The organism is Chitinophagaceae bacterium, assembly GCA_016699815.1.
GTDB lineage: Bacteria > Bacteroidota > Bacteroidia > Chitinophagales > Chitinophagaceae > Ferruginibacter.
In genome coordinates this window covers 1,237,665-1,254,058 of the sequence record CP065012.1, presented here as the reverse complement: position 1 = coordinate 1,254,058, position 16,394 = coordinate 1,237,665, and the positions used below count along the sequence as shown (strand labels likewise).

Annotated in this window: 14 protein-coding genes; 7 read left to right on the top strand and 7 right to left on the bottom strand. The window is 37.6% G+C overall.

Annotated features, from left to right (window positions below; translation table 11 throughout):
- Positions 1 to 7 precede the first annotated feature (7 nt).
- The 4 genes from IPO46_05525 to arfB all read right to left on the bottom strand — a co-directional run bounded on the left by IPO46_05525 (position 8) and on the right by arfB (position 3,757).
- The gene (locus IPO46_05525; GenBank protein ID QQS64043.1) at positions 8 to 1,528 is read right to left on the bottom strand and encodes a polysaccharide biosynthesis protein; all 1,521 of its coding nucleotides are present in this window, start codon (positions 1,526 to 1,528) and stop codon (positions 8 to 10) included.
- Positions 1,529 to 1,612: 84 nt separating this feature from the next.
- Positions 1,613 to 2,587: a cytochrome-c peroxidase gene (locus IPO46_05520; GenBank protein QQS64324.1), complete on the bottom strand. Its 975-nt coding sequence runs from the start codon at positions 2,585 to 2,587 to the stop codon at positions 1,613 to 1,615.
- A gap of 80 nt (positions 2,588 to 2,667) precedes the next feature.
- Positions 2,668 to 3,363 (bottom strand): hypothetical protein, encoded by a 696-nt coding sequence (locus tag IPO46_05515; protein ID QQS64042.1) that lies wholly within the window; start codon positions 3,361 to 3,363, stop codon positions 2,668 to 2,670.
- The gene (arfB, locus tag IPO46_05510; protein ID QQS64041.1) at positions 3,356 to 3,757 is read right to left on the bottom strand and encodes an aminoacyl-tRNA hydrolase; all 402 of its coding nucleotides are present in this window, start codon (positions 3,755 to 3,757) and stop codon (positions 3,356 to 3,358) included. The genes IPO46_05515 and arfB overlap by 8 nt, the downstream gene beginning before the upstream one ends.
- Positions 3,758 to 3,871: 114 nt before the next feature.
- Here arfB and IPO46_05505 point away from each other — a divergent pair, with 114 nt between their 5' ends.
- Complete coding sequence (locus IPO46_05505; GenBank protein ID QQS64040.1) at positions 3,872 to 4,624, top strand: geranylgeranylglyceryl/heptaprenylglyceryl phosphate synthase; 753 nt, start codon at positions 3,872 to 3,874, stop codon at positions 4,622 to 4,624.
- Between the two features lie 144 nt (positions 4,625 to 4,768).
- Here the strand turns inward: IPO46_05505 and IPO46_05500 are convergent, their stop codons facing one another.
- Complete coding sequence (locus IPO46_05500) at positions 4,769 to 5,497, bottom strand: response regulator (GenBank protein QQS64039.1); 729 nt, start codon at positions 5,495 to 5,497, stop codon at positions 4,769 to 4,771.
- A gap of 20 nt (positions 5,498 to 5,517) precedes the next feature.
- The gene (locus IPO46_05495; protein ID QQS64038.1) at positions 5,518 to 6,573 is read right to left on the bottom strand and encodes a histidine kinase; all 1,056 of its coding nucleotides are present in this window, start codon (positions 6,571 to 6,573) and stop codon (positions 5,518 to 5,520) included.
- A 190-nt stretch (positions 6,574 to 6,763) separates the two neighbouring features.
- On the opposite strand from IPO46_05495, the gene IPO46_05490 reads away from it, so the two are divergent.
- Entirely contained in the window at positions 6,764 to 8,026 is a 1,263-nt protein-coding gene (locus tag IPO46_05490) for an OmpA family protein (GenBank protein ID QQS64037.1), read from the top strand.
- Between the two features lie 51 nt (positions 8,027 to 8,077).
- Here IPO46_05490 and hemW read toward each other — a convergent pair whose 3' ends face one another.
- Positions 8,078 to 9,208, bottom strand: a complete 1,131-nt coding sequence (gene hemW / locus IPO46_05485) for a radical SAM family heme chaperone HemW (protein QQS64036.1) — start codon at positions 9,206 to 9,208, stop codon at positions 8,078 to 8,080.
- Positions 9,209 to 9,234: 26 nt separating this feature from the next.
- Here hemW and IPO46_05480 point away from each other — a divergent pair, with 26 nt between their 5' ends.
- From IPO46_05480 to IPO46_05460, 5 genes are all read left to right on the top strand, one after another.
- Positions 9,235 to 11,037, top strand: coding sequence for a BamA/TamA family outer membrane protein (locus IPO46_05480; protein ID QQS64035.1), 1,803 nt, complete (start codon positions 9,235 to 9,237; stop codon positions 11,035 to 11,037).
- Positions 11,038 to 11,074: 37 nt separating this feature from the next.
- On the top strand, positions 11,075 to 11,992 hold the full coding sequence (locus IPO46_05475) for a DUF4271 domain-containing protein (GenBank protein ID QQS64034.1): 918 nt from the start codon (positions 11,075 to 11,077) through the stop codon (positions 11,990 to 11,992).
- Positions 11,993 to 12,016: 24 nt separating this feature from the next.
- Positions 12,017 to 12,808: a uroporphyrinogen-III synthase gene (locus tag IPO46_05470; protein QQS64033.1), complete on the top strand. Its 792-nt coding sequence runs from the start codon at positions 12,017 to 12,019 to the stop codon at positions 12,806 to 12,808.
- A 66-nt stretch (positions 12,809 to 12,874) separates the two neighbouring features.
- The gene (locus IPO46_05465) at positions 12,875 to 14,926 is read left to right on the top strand and encodes a thioredoxin domain-containing protein (GenBank protein ID QQS64032.1); all 2,052 of its coding nucleotides are present in this window, start codon (positions 12,875 to 12,877) and stop codon (positions 14,924 to 14,926) included.
- A gap of 152 nt (positions 14,927 to 15,078) precedes the next feature.
- Positions 15,079 to 16,374: an SUMF1/EgtB/PvdO family nonheme iron enzyme gene (locus IPO46_05460; GenBank protein QQS64031.1), complete on the top strand. Its 1,296-nt coding sequence runs from the start codon at positions 15,079 to 15,081 to the stop codon at positions 16,372 to 16,374.
- The last annotated feature ends 20 nt before the right edge of the window (positions 16,375 to 16,394 follow it).

Sequence of the window (16,394 nt, the reverse complement as noted above, 5' to 3'; positions counted from 1 at the left end):
ATGTTGTTTATGCTTTTTGTTTGTAAAACCTGCCAACAACGGGTAGTTTTACCAGGTCTTTGGCCTCGGTAAAACCAATAAGCCTTGTAAATACTGCCAATAATAATATACCAGCAATTATTGAAAACAGCAATGAACCGGGAACCCAAAGAGTAACCATCCAATGAATTAAATAAAGCGCAACGGCTGTAAATATGTATAACGATAGTTTTTTTACAGAGTAAGGGACAGGGTAGAATTTTTGGCCAAGTTTATAACTTATTACCATCATTAAAAAATAACAACAAAAAGTTGCAATAGCAGCACCTGCGTAATGCAAATGCGGTATAAGGGTTACATTTAATAAAATGGTAATTATGGCACCCGCAATAGTGATATAAGCGCCATAAATATTTTTGTTTGTAAGCTTATACCAAATACTTAGGTTGTAATAAATACCCAAAAAAATATTTCCCAAAGCCAGCAAGGGCACTACCTGCAAGCCTTCTGCCCATCGTGGATTGGCAAAATGCACAAAAATCCATTTAAAAACATCCAGGAACAAGCCAATTAACAAAAACATAAAGCAACAGGCAATTACAAAAAACTTCATCACCCTTGCATAAGTCTGCTGTGCATTTTTGCTTTCGCTATGTTTAAAGAAAAAAGGCTCGGCAGCCATTCTAAAAGCCTGTATCATTATGGTAATAAGCAATGCCAGCCTGAAAATATTGGCAAAAACACCCAGTTCATGATCGGCCTGATCTATGGGTAAATCCACTACATGCCGGTAAATAAGGCGGCTCAGCACATCATTCACCATACCGCCCAGGCCCACAATTACCAATGGGTAGCTGTACTTCATTACTTCTTTCCAAATGGCTTTGTCAAATACCAATTTTATTTGAAGCAGTTCTTTTGATAAGAGCAAAAGTGTAAAAAGGCTGCCGCAAATATTGCCCAGTAAATAATAACCCAGCCCAATATCTTTATTGTAAAAATAGTTTATAAAACTATCAGGATTAGCTTCAATAATTTTAGGCGCTATACCCAGAAAAAAAATTACCATAGATAAATTAACCACAATTCCGGCTACCCTTGCTAAGGCATACCATCTGGGCCTTTCTTCCTGCCTAAGTTTTGCAAAAGGAAGCGTATTTAAATTGTCAATTGAAATAATGACAATCATCCATACAACATATTCTGGGTGCCTTTGTAAATCGGCTGCCGAAGTGAGGCTATCCCTAAAAAGCAATAAAAGAATACTAAAAAGTATGGTGCTTGTAAAAAGAGAAATGGAAAGTGTGCCGTATAGCTTTTGTTTATCGAGTGTTTGAGAAAAACGAAAATAAGCTGTTTCCATTCCATAAGCATACAGCACATTTAAAAAAGGAATGATGGTGTAGGTTTGAACCAAATCGGCGGTTTTGCCCGGCATATCTATAAAAAAAGGTAATGCCATATTCATAATATACCCCAAAAACCTGCTGGCAATTGTGGGTACGCCGTACCATAAAGTTTGCCCTGCCAGTTTCTTAATTCCGCTCAAGAGGTGATATTATTTAGGTGCAATTTATTCTTTTTCTCCATTTAATAACTTGTTCAATTTTTGAAATGTCCTTTTACAACCTGGTTAATGCCTGAAAATAATATTTTCTTCAGGTGCATATTTTTTGTTTTTGGTAAATGAAGTATCAGTAAGGGTAAATAAAAACGCCAGCAACTCTGCTTTGTTTCTATCACTAAGCCTGATGGGTGTTTTTAGTACAGGGTCCAGTTGCGGCAGGCTGCTGTCAATTGTGGTATAATGGTTAATTACTTTGGTAATATAGCCAATACTTCCATCGTGCATGTAAGGCGGCGTAAGTTGTATATTACGCAAGCTTGGCACTTTAAATTGCAGGGAATCGCTGCTTAGCCCGGTAATTCTTTTTCTGCCCACATCACCCTGTTTGTTTAAACCCGATCCGTTATTGCTGAATTTATCGTTTGTAAAAAGTGGTTCGCTGTGGCAGATGGAACAATTGGTTTTAAAAATTTCGTAGCCATTTTGTTCATAAACATTAAATTTTTCTTTGCCATTTTTAACCCGGTCATATTTACTGTTTGCACTTATAAGGCTGCCTGTAAATTGAGCTAAGGCTTTAAGTAACCTTTGTGAGCTAATGGCCGTATCGCCAAATGCTGATTTAAATAATTGGGGATAAGGTAGATTGGTCCTCAATTTTAGCAATACATTTTCCAGCGTTTCACCCATTTCATTACTATCGGTAATTGGGCCAAGCGACTGCACTTCTAAATGGTTTACGCCACCATCCCAATGATAAGATGTTTTCCAAGCAAGGTTAAAAAGTCCGGGGGCATTCCTGTTGGTAAACCGGTTATTGATACCATGGCTAAAGTTGTGTTCAAATGTGCTGAAGGCTGCAAAATACTGGTGGCAGCTTGCACAACTGGTAATACTATCTTTACTAAGCAGGCCATCATAAAAAAGTTTTTTCCCCAGCAAAAAGCCTTCCTGGGTAAGTGTGTTTCTTGCAAAAATTTCGGTAGGTGGTTTGGGCCAGCCTTTCGGGGTTTCAAATGCAACGGGAGTTGGCTTATGCATAAAACCAGCACCCGAAATAAGTATGAGTGAAATAAAAAAAATGCCTGCTAAAAAAGTATTTTTTTTCAAAACAAATAATTCTATTGTGGCAAAATGCTGAACAAAGCGCTAAAATTATCGGCAACAATTTTAGCATTTTTACCGGGGGAAGTAATAACCGGTAATTCAGCAATTTTAAAAGCCGAGCTACTTTTCCAAAAATTGTCTAAATTAAATTGTATATAAATATCCTGTGTTTTTTTGGGTAACGAGTAAGGCAGTTGTATTTTTCTCATTGTTTTATTTTCACCGGCGTATCCGCCAATATGGTACTCAATATTTTTTATGTTGGTTGATGAAAATGCAGAGTATCCTTCCAGCTTAAAATTAATATATCCGGTGTTCCAGGTCCAAAACATGCCGTTGAGCGGATCCAGTACCCCACTTTGTGCGCCACTGCAATTGTAAATACTATCCACGCCCAGTTGAAAATGCAGTATCCCTTTTGCATTGAGTGGAAGTTGTAAAATAACACTGTCTGCAGCAAAGGCATCAATTAGATATATGCCTGCATCCACCTTGCTGCCTATACTAAAATTACTTAAATAGTATTTTAATTTGCTTACAGAATATGTTTCTCCAAAAGCATTTTGGTAAATACTGTCTGGTTGAACGGGCTTGCCATTGGCAATAGGTACAAAATGAATGACGGTTTTTTTGTCAATAATTTCCTGGCTTTGCACAGGGCAACAAAAGGCAAAAAGCAAAACAATATATAGGGTAGCATATTTATTCATGGGCTGAAACTTTTTGCCGATGCAGTTTTTGTAACGCATTTTTTCTTTTGGTTTCCATGCGCTTTTCTTTTGCTTCCTTTGTGGGTTTTGTGGCTTTTCTTTTTTTGGGTACAATCAATGCCTTTTGAACGAGCTCATTTATTTTTTTAACAACTAAAGTTTTATTGCCGGCCTGTGTTCGGTCACTCTGGCTTTTTACAAAAAGAAAACCTTCGGCATTAATATGGGAATTAAGTTTTTCTGTAAGCCTGTTTTTTTCATCATTAGAAAACAACATGGAATTTTTTAAATGCCAAAACCCGGTAACCATGGTTTCTACTTTATTTACATTTTGGCCACCTTTGCCGCCACTTCGGGCAGTTTTAAAAATTATTTCAGCTTTTATGGAACGCATACAGCCAAAATTACCTATTATTAAATGTAATTTCAATTGAAATGGCTTATTTGGGGCGTTAATATTTTCTTAAGTACAAAAAATAAAGCATTTTTGCAATAGTACAACAATTGTATGCAAAGCATTTATACATCATTAACAGAAAAAAAGCATAACGGTAAAAAACAATTTGCCGTTCTCATAGATCCCGACAAGGTAAATGCCGGCAGCGTAAGCCGCCTGGTAAAAATTGCCGTGGAAGCAGGAGTGGATTATTTTTTTGTTGGCGGAAGCCTGGTTATTTCTAATTTTATGGATACTTGTGTACAAATGATTAAAAAGGAGTGTAAGGTACCGGTTGTTTTATTTCCGGGAAGCCCAGGCCAGGTAAGTAAATATGCCGATGCATTATTGTATTTATCGCTTATAAGTGGACGCAACCCTGAACTACTTATTGGCCAGCATGTAGTGAGTGCACCTGCAGTGAGGCAAAGCGGCCTCGAGGTTATACCTACCGGTTATATGGTTATAGATGGCGGTGCTCCCACAACGGTTTCGTATATCAGCAATGCTGCACCCTTGCCTTCTGATAAAAATGATATTGCAATTTGTACTGCAATGGCCGGTGAAATGCTGGGCATGAAGTTGATTTATATGGATGCCGGCAGTGGCGCCAAAAGGCCTATTGCTGAAAGTATGATTGCAGATGTTGCTGAAAATATTAATGTTCCTCTCATTATTGGCGGCGGAATTAAAGACCCGGAAAAAGCCTACCTCAATTGCAAATCCGGAGCCGACCTAATTGTAGTGGGCAATGCCTTTGAAAAAGACACTTCTTTAATTAAAGAAATTGCTTCGGCAATTCATAGCATTCCGGTAAAAGTATAAATTCCAATTATTTTTTCGAAGAGTTATTGCCACATTTTTATTACGATGAAGCTCATAAGTTTTATCGTTGTTTTTATTTTTTTCGGCACATGAATATTGCCGATTGATAAACCTATTTTTCGGCACATAAGAATTAAAATCAATCTAAAGGCTCATCATTTCTTTAAATTTTACAGCTTGCCTGCGGCTTACTTCAATTTTATCGCCTCCTTTTAAATCGAGCAATAGCCCGCCATTAAAGAAGGGTTCTACCTTATCAATCATGCGGAGGTTAATAATGTGTTTCCTGTTTGCTCTAAAAAATATCTTGTCATCGAGCCGGTCTTCCAGTGCATTTAGAGATTTTAAGATTAAAGGTTTATTGGTGCCAAAATATACTTTTGCATAATTGCCAACACTTTCAAAAAAACGTACATCAGATAATTTTACAAACCAGCACCGTTCACCGTCTTTTACAAAAACCTGGTCGCTTTCGCTCAAAATACCACGGCCGGAAGCATTTATAGCAGCCAGCTCTTTTTCTTCTGCTTGTTTGAGTTTTTGCAATGCATCGGCAAGCCTTTTGGGTTCCACCGGTTTCATAAGGTAATCCAGGGCATTTACTTCAAATGCTTTTAATGCAAACTCATCGTATGCTGTGGTAAATATTACATGTGGCGCCCTGTCTACTTCCATAAGCATATCAAACCCGGTTTTGCCCGGCATTTGAATGTCCAGGAAAACCAAATCTGGGTTGAGTTCATCAATTTTTTCAATACCTTCTTTGGCATTGGCAGCTTCTCCAATGATTTCTACTTCGGAAAAATCGGCCAATAATTTTTTTAATTCGTTCCTGGCTAATCGTTCATCATCAATAATTACCGCTTTAAACATAATGGGTTAATTAAATTTCATTATAAAATTTCTGTAATAGGAATAATGATTTTCGATTGTACAGTATTATCTTTCATATCATGAATTTCAAAATTGGCCTTTCCCTGGTAAAGTAAATTCAGCCTGTCTTGTGTGCTCTTTATTCCAAAACCAGTTTCGCTTTTGTCAATTTTAGATTGGTATATGCCAGAGTTGATAACCAGTAATTCATGATGGTTGTTGACAAATACAGATCGTACAGTTATAAATCCGCCATGCTCCTGTTTATTGATACCGTGTTTAATAGCATTTTCCACAAGGGTTTGCAGCATCATTGGCGGAACGGGTTGATTGAGCGTATCGGAGTCAATATCAAAATTTACTTTTAACCGTTCTTCAAAGCGCATTTGTTCCAGGGCAAGATAATCTTTTACAATATCCAGTTCCTGCTGTAAGGGTACGGTTTCCATTTGTTCGGCACGCATACTGCTCCTTAAAATATTGCTCAGTTCGGTTATTGCCCTTCTTGCCCTTTCGGGGTTTTCATCTACTAAGGCACGGATACTGTTAAGGGCATTAAAAATAAAATGAGGGTTAATATGAGATTTTATGGTTTTTAGTTCCAGCGATTTTACCATGGCTTCTAATCGTAAAGTATCCAGCTCCTGTTTTCGGTTTGTTTCAATATAATGATATAGATAATAAATGAGGTTCCAAATACCTATTAACCAAAGTGAATTAAAGCTGCTTAAAAAAATGCGTTTTGCTGTAGAATATTTCTGGAGCCTTTCAGGGTTCACTCCGGCTATATAATCAACTGCTTCAGATATGCCGCCAAACAATATAGAAAATATAAGCGTAAGTATAATAAAATAATAAAGCTGGGAACTTACCGGCTTTTTTAATACACTATAGTAATGTATAAAATACCGCATCATGTGTGTTATAAAAATACCCAGTAAGCAGCTAATAAGCAGGCTGATGGTATAATTACTGTCAATTTTACCCGATGTATAAACAAAAAAAAGGCTTATTGCCATCATCGTTCCCCAACCAAGGATTTGACATAACCAGTATTTAGAAATATACTTAAACATTTGCCGTAAAATTACGAATCATACCGGGTAAATAAAGCCAGGAATGGTATTAATGGTAAATGAGGTATGTAAAAGGTAAATATAACAGTTAAAAAATTTTGATTAAAATTAGGCAGACTGGCATACTTTTACTACCCCTAAATATTAATTTAGAACCCTTTCTATTTTTTAACAATTAAAACTAAAAACAATGAATTTAATTGAAGTTGCCAAAAGCCTGTTTACAAATGAATTGGTAAGCAAGGCTAGTGCATCGCTTGGCGAAAGCGAATCTGGTATTACAAAAGCGCTTAGCGCTTTAGTGCCATCTGTACTTTCTTCTGTAATCAACAAATCTTCAACCTCAGATGGAGCCAATACCGTAGCCCAAATGGCTAATGAACAATATAACAGCGGTATTTTGGATAATATTGGTTCTTTGCTCTCCGGTGGTGGCAGTGGTGTTTCGGGCCTACTTAGTGGGTTATTTGGAAACAAAACGGATTTACTCGGTAATTTAATTTCCAAATTTTCGGGTGTAAAATCTTCTACTTCATCGTCTTTGTTTTCTCTTGTAGCCCCGGCATTGTTATCGTTAATTGGTAAGCATGCAGCCGGAAATAATTTAAATGCCAGCAGCCTTGCTTCATATTTAGGTGGGCAAAAAAATGCTGTAGAATCTGCCTTACCAGGTGGTTTTAGCCTTAGCAGTATTTTAGGTGGAGATGCAAGCCATGCAGCCGCCGAAGTTGGCAGTGCAGCAAAAGCATTTCACAACGAGCCGGTAGAAAACAAAAGTGGTATGGGTTGGTTATTGCCCATTTTATTATTAGCAGCTATTGGCGCCGCTTCGCTTTATATTTCTTCAAAAGGTTGTAAAAAAACCCCTGTGGCTACAGAAACGCATACAGATAGTACCATGCATAAGGATACGGCAAGTACAATTGCCCCCATTGTTAATGCTCCTGTAGGAACGCTGGACAGCCTGGGTAATTTTATTTATAATATAGGCAGCATGGTAAACTTCGATTTGCCCGGCGGCGTAAAATTAACAGTAGGAGAAAACAGTACAGAGGCTAAATTGATCCGCTTTTTACAAAGCAGCGATGCAGTGGATACCGCAAAAGGTAACTGGTTCGATTTTACCAATGTACGCTTTAAAACAAACAGCTCGGATATTACCGAAGAATCTATACTACAGTTAAAAAATTTTGTAACTATTGCCAAATCATTTCCCAATGCAAAGTTTAAAATTGGTGGGTATACGGATAATACCGGTGACGAAGCTAAAAATGTTACTTTAAGCAAAAACCGTGCTGCTGCTGTATTGGCCAGGGTAAAGGCAATGGGCGCTCCTGTTTCGAGTCTTACCGGCTCCGATGGCTATGGCGCTCAATTTCCTGTAGGAGATAATGCAACTGCCGAAGGTAAAGCACAAAATCGAAGGGTTTCTGTAAATGTAAAAGCTAAATAATTTTTTAAGGAAAAATGTATTTCAGGAGCTGCTCATTGGGCAGCTCTTTTTTTAAAAAAACAAATCCGCAGCAATGCCATCTGCCAAAAACTTTCCTTCATCTTGTAATACAAGGCGCTGGTTGTAAAAAATCATTTTTTTCTGGGCAATAAATTTTTGAGCATTTTGAAGTAATTTTTCAGCATTATTTTTTCCAAATTTTTTGGAAAAATTTTCCAGGCCCAATCCTTCGCTTGTTCTAAGGCTTATTAAAATGGCTTCGTTCATTTGCTGTTCCATAGTTAATATTTCTTCTTCAAAAGGTATATTGTTTTTTCTGATGCTTTGCAGGTATAGAGTGTTGTTGGCAATATTCCACCTCCGTTTATTTTTTCCATTAAAGCTATGTGCCGCAGGCCCAAAACCCCAATAGGGTTTGCCCTGCCAGTAACTGCTATTGTGCCTGCTGCGGAAACCGTGCCTGCAAAAATTACTTATTTCATATTGCTCATACCCGTTTTCTTTCATAAGTATGCAAATGGTTTCAAATGCATTGGCCTGTTCATCTGTATTTACCGGCGGGTATTTTTTCTTTTCAATTAAATGATGCAATGCGGTTTTGGGCTCTACCGTAAGTGCGTAGCAGGATATATGCGGAACTTTATATTGAAACAAAATCTCCAGATTTTTTGGGAATAGTTTATTGCCTTGTGTTGCCGACCCATAAATAAGATCAGCAGAATAGTTAGTAAAACCTGCATCGTTAATTTCTGCTAAACATTTTATGGATTCCGAAGCATTGTGTGCCCGGTTCATCCATTTAAGTTCTTCCTCATCAAAGGATTGTATACCCACACTGAGCCTGTTGATGCCTGCATTTTTCCAATATATTAATGTTTCTGCAGTAATATCATCCGGGTTGGCTTCAAGGGTAATTTCGGGATTTGCGGTTATAGTAAATTTTTTTTCGATGCAAAGCAGTAATTGTATAATAGAGGATGTAGATAATATGCTAGGAGTTCCGCCGCCAAAATATATGGTTTCAATAGTTTGGGAATGGTCAATAAATTCATTGGGTAATAAAATTTCTGTGGCAATACCATTTACCATCTCCGCTGCGTTAGTATACAGGGTAGAAAAATGAAAATTACAATAAGTGCATGCTTGCTTGCAAAATGGGATATGAATATAAATACCCGCCAAAGATTGTAGATTTACGTTTTGAAAGAATGATAAATAATAAAAAACTGCTTTTGCAGGTTTTGTTGCTGCTTTTTTGTTTCCCTGTTTTCGGCCAGAAAAACCAGGGCCTTTATATATTACAGTTTCATAATGCAGGCAAAGATACTTTGTTTAATGAAGCTATAGAGGGCCTGCAAAACTATTTTCTTTCAGAGTCGGATGCCATAATTTATATTGCTAAAATACCTTCTTTACTTGCCGCAAAAGGTTACCCTTCAGCTTCGGTTGACAGTACCTGGAATGCTGACAGCGCATCAACCGGCATCATGCTATATACAGGCCAAAAGTTTAAATGGGTGAACCTTGCACCGGTAAATATTGAGCCCAATGCCCTTGAAGCTGCAGGCTACAACCAGCAATGGTTTTTGGGTAATCGGTTTAATATTGATCAATTGCAAAGCCTCCGTGAAAAATTGTTAAGCTTCTATGATAATAATGGCCATCCCTTTGCTTCGGTATTTATGGATAGCATACAGTTGGGTGATAATACCATGCAGGCGCTTTTAAAAGCAGATAAAGGCATCCTTTATCATGTTGATAGTTTACGTAATTTGGGGAAATTAAAAATTAGTAAAAAATTTTTGCAAAATTTCCTGCTCATTTCCAATGGCAGTATATACAGTAAAGCAAAACTTGCGCAGGTAGATAAACGGCTCATGGAATTACCTTATCTCATTGTTTCGCAACCTTCATCTGTTTCTATGCTCGGCTCGGGTTCTATACTTAATTTATTTTTAGAGCCCCGGCGCAGCAACCAGGTAGATGTACTTATTGGATTATTGCCTGCTACCGGGCAAACTGGCAAAATGCAGGTTACTGCTGATGTAAACCTCAACCTCAAAAACCAGCTATTATTTGGTGAAACCTTTTTATTAAAATGGCAGCAGTTGCAACCCAAATCCCCCAGGTTAAACCTGGGCTTCGATCAGCCCTTTCTGTTTAATTCCCCATTTGGCCTAAATTTCCTCTTTGATTTATATAAAAGAGATTCCAACTTTATACAGGTGAGCGCCCAACTGGGCACCAGTTATTTTTTGGGTTTAAACCAAACCGGTAAACTTTTTGTACAATGGCAAAATAACAGCCTGCTGGAAGGAGCCATTGATACCAATTTAATAAAGGCAGAAAAAAAATTACCACCCAATATTGATGTGCGTTCGGTAAATGCAGGATTAAGTTATGAGTGGCAGCACCTTAATTATAAATTTAATCCCCGTAAAGGAAATGAAATAAATATTACCTCGGCAATAGGAATTAAGAATATCAGGAAAAGCAATGAAATCCTTAGCATTAAAGACCCTGCCTATCATTATGCCGGGCTATATGATTCTATAAAACTGCGTAGTTACCAAATAAGGATCAAGGCAGACCTGGCACATTTTTTCCCCATGGGCAAATCGGCAACACTTAAAGCAGGGCTTAAAACCGGCTTGTATAGCAGCCCATCGCTTTTTCGTAATGAGCTTTTTTTGCTGGGTGGTTATAAACTCATGCGTGGCTTTAACGAAGAAAGTATTTATGCAAGCTGGTACAACGTTTTCACAGCAGAATACCGCTACCTTACCGGCTTAAATTCTTACTTGTATATTTTTGCCGACCAGGGTTTTGTGAAAAACAAATACCAACTTCAAAACAATAATACCCGTTTTACCGGGGTTGGCCTGGGTATGAGTTACGAAACAAAAGCTGGGTTACTTAATGTGAGTTTTGCAATTGGTAATAGAAGCGACCAAAAGTTTAATCTCCGCTCTGCTTCAAAAATACACTTTGGCTATATCAATTATTTTTAAAAACATGCCGTTACTTTTGCCAATAATTTTCCAGTTAATGAAGCCTTTCTGTTTTTTGATAATGCTTTTTTGGTGTTTAACCATACATGCACAGGTAATGGATAGCAGCCAACGTAATATTGCCGATAGCCTTGCACCAAAAGTTGATTCCTCTAAGGGATTACTGGATTCGGTACATTATATTGGTATAGATTCAGCAAAAAAAGTAAAGGATACCTTACAAACTTTAACGGTAGTTAATAAATTAACAAAGAAAAAAAATCCACAGCTTGAGCTTCCACAGTACCTAAGAAAATGGCAAAACACCGATGCTGTTTTTTATTTAATTGCCGCCCTGCTTTTAATATTCGGTATTTTGAAAACGGCCTTTTCAAAATATACCTCTATCATGTTCAGTGTGTTTTTTAATACTTCATTGCGACAAAGCCAGCTCATAGATCAATTGCAGCAAAATAAACTGGCTTCCCTGCTTTTTAATATTTTCTTTTTATTTGTTACCGGCTTTTATTTTGCATTGTTGTTTGAATATATTGGCTGGGCAGGTAGCGGGCAACTATGGATTTTTTTTATAAGCAGTACAGGAATATTGGCTTTAGTGTACTTGGTAAAATTTTTGGTGCTCTCTTTTGCAGGGTGGATCACTGGATACGAAGAAGAAGCCGGCATTTATATTTTTAATATTTTTCTTATCAATAAAATTTGGGGCATTAGCCTCTTACCTTTTGTGGTAATAATGGCTTTTGCAGAAAAAAAAATTACCGCCATTGCCCTACTTGTTTCATTAATTGTAATTGGCCTTTTGCTGCTCATGCGTTTTGTTCGCTCGTATGGCTTGCTGCAACACCGCTTGAGTTTTAAATTGTTTCATTTTTTATTATACGTGTTTTCCCTGGAGGTGCTTCCGGTAATGCTTATTTATAAATCAATTGTGATTTTTTTAAAAGTAAATTCATAACTTTGCTTACCATTTTAAGGAAAAATGCCTAAACAACCGGAAACCTTGCTCCATTTGCCTGCTAAAATGATTAAACGCATATTAATTACCCAGCCGAAACCTGAAGGCTCCAAGTCTCCCTATTTTGATCTTGCGCTAAAATATAATTTAACCCTTGATTTTTTTCCCTTTATTGTTGTTGAAGGTATCCCGGCAAGAGATTTTCGAAAACAAAAAATTGACTTCTCGGCTTTTACCGCTGTTATCTTCACCAGCAGAAATGCCATTGATCATTTTTTTCGCATTTGTGAAGAAATGAAAATATCGGTTTCGCAGGATACTAAATATTTTTGCATAACCGAAGCCGTGGCCTTATACCTGCAAAAATTTATTTTGTACAGGAAACGTAAAGTTTTTTACGGCGCAGATGGTACCAATAAAAGTTTGTTTGACGTAATCAATAAACATAAGGATAATGAAAAATTTATTTATCCCTGTTCCGAAACTTTTGATAGCGAAATAACCAATCTGCTCAAAGCCAACCATTGCGAATATGCCACTCCGGTTTTATATAAAATTATCAGCAATGATGTAAAGGATGTGGTAAAGCGCAATTATGATGTAATTTGTTTTTTTACACCCGGCGGTGTGAGAAGCCTCATGGAAAATTTTCCTTCGTTCAAGCAAAACGGTACTAAAATAGGCGCTTTTGGCGCCAATACTTTTAAAGCTGCCGAAGATGCCGGACTGGTACTGGAAATTAAAGCCCCTTTGCCGCAAACTCCAAGTATGATCAGCGCTTTGGAAAAATACTTACTTTCAAAGCCCAAAAAATAATTTTCTTAGTCTTTTCTTTCCATGCAACCCCATCAGGTTGCATTTTTATTTTTAGTAATTTTAGTAATGCCAAATAAATTAATAAATGAAAGCAGCCCTTACCTGTTGCAACATGCACACAATCCAGTGGACTGGTACCCTTGGGGAAACGAAGCATTGGCATTAGCCAAAAAAGAAGATAAGCCCATTTTAGTCAGTATTGGATACTCTGCCTGCCATTGGTGCCATGTAATGGAAAATGAAAGTTTTGAAGATGCAGCAGTTGCAGCCATTATGAACAAAAATTTTATTTGTATAAAAATTGACAGAGAAGAAAGACCCGATTTGGACCATTTTTATATGGATGCCGTACAGGCAATTTCCGGTAGCGGAGGCTGGCCACTCAATGTTTTTCTTACTCCGGGTGCCCGGCCTTTTTATGGGGGCACTTATTTTCCGCCGCAAAAATTATATAACCGCAGCTCCTGGACCGATGTATTAAATGCAATTACAGATATCTGGAATAACAAAAAGCATGAAGCCACGGCACAAGCCGATAATTTGGTAAGTCATATCCAAAATTCAAATATCAGCGGTGCCATTCAAAATTTAGTGCCCACAAAACACAACGAAATTTTTTCTGAAAAAATCTGCTTGCTTATTGCCGAAAATTTATTGAAAAATAGTGATGCAGAATGGGGAGGATTTGGACAACCACCAAAATTTTTACAAATGTTTTCCTTACAGTTTTTGCTGGAGCATGCCTGTTTTTTTAAGGATGAAAAATCAATTGCACATGTAAACTTTTCTCTGGAAAAAATGTTGAAGGGCGGTATTTACGACCAGTTAGGTGGAGGTATTGCAAGGTACAGTACCGATGCACAATGGCTCGTTCCGCACTTTGAAAAAATGTTGTACGATAATGCATTATTGCTACAAAACCTGGCCGATATTTATCTTTCTACCAAAAATAATTCATACCTGTATTATATACGGCATATGGATACATTTTTAGAAACTACATTAAAAAATCCACAGGGTGGCTATTATACGGCATTGGATGCAGATAGTGAAGGCATTGAAGGGCAATTTTATGTTTGGAACAAAAAGGAAATTGAACGATTGCTAAAAGAGGATGCCCCACTTTATTGTAGCTATTTCAACATTTCAAATAAAGGGAACTGGGAAGGGAAAAATATTTTACACGTTTCCCAACCCATGAGTGCATTTGCCGGATCAGTAGGTCTGTCTACCCAAACCCTTTTTGAAAAAATCGAAAAATGCAATACTATTCTTTTAAGTAATAGAAACAAAAGAATAAAACCGGGCACCGATGATAAAATTATTTTAAGCTATAATGCTTTACTGGTTACGGCTTATTGCAAAGCATTTGCCGCAACACAGCAAGATGAAATTAAAGTGAAGGCAATTGAATTGTTTCAATTTTTAGAAACTGCTTTTAAAGGCAAAAACGGGGGCTTATTGCATACCAGCAAAAATGGCATTTCAAAATTTTTGGCTTTTTTGGATGATTATGCATATTTTATTAAAGCCTGCATCAGCCTGCAGGAAATAACAGGTGATGAGCAATATCTGCACCAGGCACATTTTTACCTTAAATATGTAATAGAGAACTATTCAGATGAACAAAATCTTTTTTTCTACTTTACGGGAAAATTGCAACAGGACATACTGGTGAGAAAAACAGAAGTTTATGATAGCGTAATGCCTTCTTCCAATGCGGTAATGGCAGAAAACCTAATCTACCTGTCCATAGTTTTTAATATTCCAGCCTACAAAGAAAGAGCAGTAAATATGATTAGCTCCCTGCATAAAGTTATAAAAGATTATCCTGCTTCGTTTGCATACTGGGCAGTACAATTACAACGGCTTGCTATTGGATTAAATGAGGTAGCCATTGTCGGAGAAAGTTATTTAAATATATTAAAAAAAATTCTATACTATTTTGTTCCTAATAAAGTACTCCAGGGAGGTAAAGCCGGGGATTTACCTTTACTGAGTAATAAACCCGTAAACAAAAACGATACATATATATATGTTTGCCGAAACTATAGTTGTGAAAGGCCGGTTAAATCTGTTGCCGACGCTTTGAAATTGCTAAAATTTAATAAAGGATGATTGGAATTTCACAATATTTAAATAATTTCGGCGTTTCAAAAAGGATAGGTGTAATGTGTTCAGTAAAAAAAATCCCCAAAATAGGTTTTGGCTGGGATTTGGAATCGAAATAATCCATTACATTTGCTTTTACCCTCAAAGTTTAAAAAACAATGAACAATCGCTTAATCTACGCATTGGCAGTAGTGACTGTAGCAGCATCTGTTAGCAGTTGTAAAATGCTCAGCGGAAAAAAGAAATCGGGATCACTGCCCAATGATGGCCAGTTGCATGGTGTTGCCCCAGGAAGTAGATGGAGTTTAACGAAACCTCCCGGCATGGTTTATATTCCCCCAGGAACTTTCCATATGGGCCCAAGTGATGAAGATGTAAACTACGCCTACACAGCAAGAAACAAGCAGGTTTCTATCAGCGGCTTTTGGATGGATGCCACTGAAATTACCAATAATGAATACCGCCAGTTTACCAACTGGGTAAGGGATTCCATTGGTGCTAAACTTATGGGCTTTGTTAAACAAGGTTCCGATGGTAACGAATATATAGACTGGACAAAAGCAAAAACCATCAAGTGGGGCGATAAAGCTACAATTGAAAAAATTGAAGCCATAATTGTAACACCCGAAAACAGGATTTTTGGCAAAAAAGAATTAGATGCCAATAAAATTGTTTACCAATCGGAAGTGTTTAATTTTAAAGCAGCAGCCCAAAACAGGGACGCAACCGTGCCCCGTTCTGCATTCATCGTAAAACAACAAATACCTGTTTATCCCGATTCACTTTGCTGGATAAGGGACTTTGCCTACTCTTACAACGAGCCAATGGCAAAAAAATATTTTAACCACCCGGCTTATGGCAATTACCCTGTAGTTGGTGTAAACTGGAAACAAGCTACGGCCTTCTGCGAATGGAGGACAAATTTCCTCAACTCCTTTTTGGAAAGTAAAAAGAGAACTGCAGAATCAGATTTTCGTCTTCCTACAGAAGCACAATGGGAATATGCAGCACGTGGCGGACGTTCACAAGCTCCTTACCCCTGGGGCGGACCATACCTGAGGAATAAAAAAGGATGTTTACTGGCCAACTTTAAACCCGGCCGTGGTAATTATCCCGAAGATGGCGGATTATACACCGTAAGGGCAGATGCATACTGGCCCAATGATTTCGGATTGTATAATATGGCTGGTAACGTTGCAGAATGGACTTCTTCACTTTATTACGAAGGAAGTTATAACTTCCAGCACGATATGAACCCGGATGTACGATATACCGCAAAAGATTCTGACCCTCCACGTATGAAACGTAAAGTAATTCGTGGCGGTAGCTGGAAAGATGTGGGTTACTTCCTGCAAACTGGTACCCGTGCTTATGAATACCAGGACACTGCAAAATCGTATATCGGATTCAGGTGTGTAATTGACCTTCCTCCTTCCCAATCAAAACGCAAGTAAGAAAAATCTTTCTTCTATAG